The 5869-nt window shown below is 73.3% G+C and carries 6 protein-coding genes; 3 read left to right on the top strand and 3 right to left on the bottom strand.

The window, feature by feature from the left end; translation table 11 throughout:
- From CCL05_RS38440 to hmgA, 3 genes are all read right to left on the bottom strand, one after another.
- On the bottom strand, positions 1 to 519 hold a 519-nt coding region (locus CCL05_RS38440; protein WP_341868296.1), incomplete at its 3' end, for a type ISP restriction/modification enzyme.
- A 26-nt stretch (positions 520 to 545) separates the two neighbouring features.
- On the bottom strand, positions 546 to 1295 hold the full coding sequence (locus CCL05_RS38435; RefSeq protein ID WP_086565252.1) for a GntR family transcriptional regulator: 750 nt from the start codon (positions 1293 to 1295) through the stop codon (positions 546 to 548).
- A 26-nt stretch (positions 1296 to 1321) separates the two neighbouring features.
- On the bottom strand, positions 1322 to 2638 hold the full coding sequence (gene hmgA, locus CCL05_RS38430) for a homogentisate 1,2-dioxygenase (RefSeq protein WP_086565251.1): 1317 nt from the start codon (positions 2636 to 2638) through the stop codon (positions 1322 to 1324).
- Positions 2639 to 2820: 182 nt separating this feature from the next.
- Between hmgA and CCL05_RS38425 the strand changes: the two genes are divergently transcribed.
- The 3 genes from CCL05_RS38425 to CCL05_RS38415 all read left to right on the top strand — a co-directional run.
- Positions 2821 to 3423 carry a hypothetical protein gene (locus CCL05_RS38425; RefSeq protein WP_244204544.1) on the top strand — a complete coding sequence of 201 codons (603 nt, stop codon included), beginning with the start codon at positions 2821 to 2823 and terminating at the stop codon, positions 3421 to 3423.
- Between the two features lie 524 nt (positions 3424 to 3947).
- Positions 3948 to 4565: a TetR/AcrR family transcriptional regulator gene (locus tag CCL05_RS38420; protein ID WP_086565250.1), complete on the top strand. Its 618-nt coding sequence runs from the start codon at positions 3948 to 3950 to the stop codon at positions 4563 to 4565.
- 93 nt (positions 4566 to 4658) lie between these two features.
- Positions 4659 to 5869: molybdopterin-dependent oxidoreductase (locus CCL05_RS38415; protein ID WP_158102526.1), on the top strand; the 1211-nt coding region annotated here is incomplete at its 3' end.

Below are 5869 nucleotides of genomic sequence, written 5' to 3'. Positions count from 1 at the left end.
CCCGCTGCTGCGCCCCGGCCGCCGGAACAGCGGGCGGATCCGGCCGGGGCGCAGCAGCGGGAGCAGTGAGGTGACGAGCAGGCGCGGGACTTCGCGGGCACTGCCTGGGGCTTCGGGCGTCTCCAGCACGAAGGCCTGCCGTTCGCCCGCCACCCGCCACAGCTCCGGGCGGGCCGCGTCGATCAGCCGCTGGTCGGGGATCAGCCACTGCTCGTCGAAGGGGGCGTACAGCACGCGCACCGGCTCCGGGCACGGCCCCGAGGCGCGCGCCAGCTTCTGCGTGCCGCTGCCGGCCTGGCCGGGCAACTGGCCGACCGCCGTGTGCGGCGTGCGCGACCGGGTCGGCTCGAACAGGGTCTCGCGGTCGGGTCCCTCGGCCTTCATCAGGGCGTCCCAGCGGGCCTTCAGGGACGCCGCGTCGGGTCCTGCCGGCCACCCCCGGCCGAGCCGCGGCGGTGCGACGGACCACGGCATGAGGTCCGCCAGCAGCGGAGCGTCGTCGTGCGTCACGCACGGCATCGTACGGTGTGGCTCCGACACCCGGGTCAGGTCGCCTCCAGGGTCACCGTGAAGGAGAAGCGGTCCCCCCGGTACTGGATGACGGCCACGTCCAGAGGCCGCCCGCCGGCGTCGTACGTGATGCCCGTGTAGTGCAGGATCGGGCTGAGCAACGGGACATGGAGCAGTTTCGCCGTCTCCGGGTCGGCCAGCCGGGCCTCCACCGTGTCCGTGATGCGGCTGATGTCCGCCCCGACGACGTCCCGCAGCACCTTGGTCATGGGCCAGCGGACCAGGTCGTCCAGGTCCATGCGCGCGGCCAGTTCGGGACGCACGTAGTTGCGGGCGTGGTTGGTCGGCTCACCGGTCTTCTCGTCGCTGCGCAGCCGGTGGTACGTCGCCACCTCCGGCACATCCGGGAAGAACTCGGCGAGTTCGGCCGGCACCGGGGCCGTGCCGTGGTCCAGCAGCTCGGTCGTCATGCCGGACTGCTGGGCCACGATCGCGTCCACCGAGCCCAGCAGGCGGACCGGGGTGCCCCGGCGCGCGTGCGGCTCGATGAACGTGCCGCGCCGGCGGTGGCGCGTGATGAGCCCCTCGTCCTCCAGCTCCTTCAGCGCCTGCCGCATGGTCAGCACGCTCACGCCGTAGTGCCCGGCCAGCTGCTCCTCGGTGGGCAGGCGCAGCGGGTCCTGGGGCGAGCGGCCGAGGATCGAGGCGCGCAGCGACTGCGACACCTGGTACCAGAGCGGCAGCTTGCGGTTCAGGACGATCGAGTCCGGAGCGAAGGAGGTCACGGGCCATCCGTACCGGTCGGGGGTGTTCAGTGCAAGGGACGGAAGTGCCGCTCCAGGCCCTGCCAGACGTCGTCGTAGCGCTGCTGGAGGTGTTCGGCGCGGGCCGCCTGCGGGGTGAGGGTGATCGGCCAGCGGGTCTCGAACATGAACGCCAGGCCGTCGTCGATCTTCTGCGGCCTCAGCTCGGCGGCGCTCGCCCGGTCGAAGGTCTCCCGGTCCGGGCCGTGCGCCGACATCATGGTGTGCAGCGAGCCGCCGCCCGGCACGAAGCCTTCCGCTTTCGCGTCGTACGCGCCCTCGATCAGACCCATGTACTCGGTCATCACGTTCCGGTGGAAGTACGGCGGCCGGAACGTGTCCTCGCCCACCAGCCAGCGCGGGGCGAACACCACGAAGTCGACCCCGGCCAGGCCAGGGGTGTCCGACGGGGACGTCAGCACCGTGAAGATCGACGGGTCCGGGTGGTCGTACGTGATGGTGCCGAGCACATTGAAACGGCGCAGGTCGTAGCTGTACGGCACATGGTTGCCGTGCCAGGCGACGACATCGAGCGGGGAGTGGTCGTAGGTGGCCGTCCAGAGGTTGCCGCAGAACTTGTTCACCACCTCCACCGGGCCCTCGACGTCCTCGTACGCGGCGACCGGGGCGCGGAAGTCCCGGGGATTGGCGAGGCCGTTCGCGCCGATCGGGCCCAGGTCGGGGAGGCGGAAGGGCGCGCCGTAGTTCTCGCACACATACCCCCGGGCGGACTCGTCGAGCAGTTCCACACGGAAGCGGACCCCACGAGGGATGAGCGCCACATGTCCCGGCTCCACATGAAGCAGACCGAACTCCGTGCGCAGCAGCAGCCCACCGCGCTCCGGGACGATCAGCAGCTCGCCGTCGGCGTCGCTGAACACCCGTTCCATCGAGGTGTTGGCGGTGTAGAGGTGGACGGCGATGCCGGTGCGCTGGGTGGCGTCGCCGTTGCCGCCCAGGGTCCACAGGCCGGCCAGGAAGTCGGTCTCCGGCGCCGGGTCGGGCAGCGGGTTCCAGCGCAGGCGGTTGGGGTCGGGCACGGTCTGGGTGAAGGGGGCGGTGCGGATCGAGCCGTTGTGCGTGCGGGTGAACGCCGGGTGCGCGGCCGACGGGCGGATCCGGTACAGCCACGAGCGGCGGTTGTGCGCCCGGGGCTCGGTGAAGGCCGTACCGCTCAGCTGTTCCGCGTACAGCCCGAGCGGGGCCCGCTGGGGGGAGTTGCGGCCCTCCGGCAGTGCGCCCGGGACGGCCTCGGAGCTGTGCTCGTTGCCGAAGCCGGAGAGGTAGGTCAGCCCTTCGGCGGTCTTCCGCGCGTCCGCGCCCATGATCGCTGCTCCCTTGCGGTCCGATTCCTGCGTCCCACCCGATTCCTATGGGACACCGTAGGATTGCGATTTCCCCGGCGCAAGAGGGACGCGCGGCACTGCGGGACTCCTCTCGGGGGAGGAGGGTGAACCCGACTCCAGGACGATCCGCCGGCCCGGACGCCTGTTCTACGCTCCCCGGCATGTCGTGGACACGGGGATCTCGCGCCGTGCTCGTGGTCTGTGTCCTGCTGCTGACCGGATCCGCGGGCTGCGGCTTCGATGAGGCACGGGGGAGCGGGGCCTCTCCCACGCCGGTGGGCAGCCTCCTGGGGGACCGGGACCAGGACGGGCGCCCCTACCGCGAGGTGGCGCGGCAGGGCGCTCCCGGCATCGGCATCGAGGTGCAGCCCGGCGCGGCCGGCGGCTGGGACGTCCGTCTGACCGTGCGGAACTTCCGCTTCTCCCCGGCGGGCACGGCGGCCCGGGCGGTGGCCGGGCGCGGACTCGCGCGGCTCTACGTGGACGGCCGCCTCGTCGCCCGGCTCCGGGCGCCCGGGTACCGTCTCGCCGACCGCCTCGTGCCACGCGGCACGCACCACGTCACGGCCCGCCTCTACGCCGACGACGGCACGGTGTGGGCGGTGGACGGCAGACCGGTGGAGAGCACGGCCGACATCACCGCGTCGGAGCCGGGTCCTGGCGCTGGCGCTGTGTCGGGGTCCGGTGTTGGCGCTGCGTCGGAGCCCGGCTCCGGTGCTGGCGCCGCGTCGGAGTCCGGTCCCGGCATGGGCGCTGTGTCGTAGTCCGGTCCTGGCCCTGGCGCCGCGTCGGAGTCCGGCCCCGCCCCTCGCGCTGCGTCGGAGTCCGGCCCTGGCCTTGGCGCTGCGTCGGAGTCCGGCCCCGACCCCGGCGCCGCGTCCAAGCCGGGCCCCAGTGCTGGCGCTGTGTCAGAGTCTGGCCACGGCGCTGGCGCTGCGTCGGAACCCGGTCCCGGCCCCGGCCTCGCGTCGGGTCCTGCCCCTCGCGCTGCGTGGGAGCCCGGTCCTGCCCCTCGCGCTGCGTGGGAGCCCGGTCCTGCCCCTCGCGCCGCGTCGGAGCCCGGCCCCGCCCCTCGCGCCGCGTCGGAGCTGGGCCCCGACATTGGTGCCGCGTCGGAGCGGCCCCGACATTGGTGCCGCGTCGGAGCCCGGCCCCGGCCTTGGCGCCGCGTCGGAGCCCCCCGGCCCGACGTCGGGTGCGGGCGACCGGTGGGCGGTGTGACGCACGCGTCGGACCCGCGGAAGCGGATCGGGGGGCGAGGTTCACCGGAGCGTGCCGGAACGGCATCATGAAGCCCGTGCCTCATGCGACCTCGCTCCGTCGTGCGCCCGTCCAGCGGCGCAGTGCCGAACGCCTGGCCAGGATCCTCGACGCCTGCGCCGATCTCCTCGACGAGGTCGGCTACGACGACCTGAGCACCCGGGCCGTCGCCCAGCGGGCCGGAGTCCCCATCGGCTCGGTCTACCGCTTCTTCGGCAACAAGCGCCAGATGGTCGACGCGCTGGCCCAGCGCAATTTGGAGCGCTACTCGGAGCGGGTCACCCAGCGTCTGCGGACGGCGGGCGACGGGGGCTGGCGCGAGGCCATGGACGCCGTGCTCGACGAGTACCTGGAGATGAAGCGCACCGCGCCCGGCTTCTCCCTCGTCGACTTCGGCAACCAGATCCCGGTCGGCGCCCGCGACACCGAACCCAACCACCGCGTCGCCGACCGCCTCACCGCCCTCCTCTCCGGCTATCTCGACCGCGAGCCCGACGAGGAGTTGCGCCGGGTCTTCCTCGTCGCCGTCGAGACCGCCGACACCCTCGTCCACCTGGCCTTCCGGGTCGCGTCGGAGGGGGACCCGAAGATCATCGAGGAGATGCGCCAGATGCTGCGGGCCTATCTGGCCCGGGTGCTCGACTGACCTCGTCCCGGCCAGGGCCTCCCCTCCATGCATACCGGTCGGTATGCTCGGGCGCGTCCGTGCGTCACCGTAGCCGCCGCCCCTGGAGGACCCGTGTCCCGCACCGCCCTGCGTATCTGTCCCCTGTGCGAGGCCACCTGCGGCCTGACCCTCACCATCGAGGGGACGCGCGTCACCCATGCCCGAGGTGACCGCGACGACGTCTTCAGCAAGGGGTTCATCTGCCCCAAGGGCGCCTCCTTCGGGGCCGTCGACGTCGACCCCGACCGGCTGCGCACCCCGCTCGTGCGCAGGGACGGCGAGCTGCGCGAGGCCACCTGGGAGGAGGCCTTCGACGCGGTCGCCGCCGGCATCCGGCCCGTCGTGGAGCGTCACGGCCCGAACTCCGTCGGCGTCGTCCTCGGCAACCCCAACGTGCACACCATGGCCGGCGCCCTCTACCCGGCGGTGCTGCTCGCCGGGCTCGGCACGCGCAGCGTCTTCACCGCCTCCACGGTCGACCAGATGCCCAAGCACGTCTCCAGCGGACTGCTCTACGGCGACGCGAACGCCATCCCCGTGCCCGACCTGGACCACACCGACCATCTGCTCCTGATCGGCGCCAACCCGCTGGAGTCCAACGGCAGTCTGTGCACGGCCCCCGACTTCCCCGGCAAACTCAAGGCCCTCAAGGCCCGGGGCGGCACGCTCGTCGTGATCGACCCGCGGCGCACCCGCACCGCCAAGCTCGCCGACCGGCACATCGCCGTGCGGCCCGGCACCGACGCGCTGCTGCTGGCGGCGATGGCCCAGGTGCTCTTCGACGAGGACCTCACCGAGCCGACTCCGCACGTGCAGGGTGCCGAGGACGTGGCCGACGCCCTGCGGGAGTTCACCCCCGAAGCCGTCGCCGCCGCCTGCGACGTCGAGGCCGATGTCATCCGCACCCTCGCCCGCGAGCTCGCCGCCGCCCCCACCGCCGCCGTCTACGGCCGCATCGGCAGCTGCACCGTCCCCCACGGCACCCTGGCCAGCTGGCTCGTCGACGTGCTGAACATCCTCACCGGCAACCTCGACCGGCCCGGCGGCGCGCTCTTCCCGCAGGCAGCCACCGACAAGACCCCGCGCCCCGCCGGACCCGGCCGCGGCTTCGCCCTCGGACGCTGGCACTCCCGCGTGAGCCGGCACCCGGAAGCCAAGGGCGAGCTGCCCCTCTCCGCCCTCGCGGAGGAGATCGACACCGCCACCGAGGAGGGCGAGCCGGTCCGCGCGCTCCTCGCCGTCGCCGCCAACCCCGTGCTCTCCGCGCCCGACGGCGACCGGCT

This window comes from Streptomyces africanus, assembly GCF_002150735.1.
Lineage (GTDB): Bacteria > Actinomycetota > Actinomycetes > Streptomycetales > Streptomycetaceae > Streptomyces > Streptomyces africanus.
Note: the sequence above shows the minus strand (reverse complement) of the source record. Positions and strands in the feature narration are given on the sequence as shown.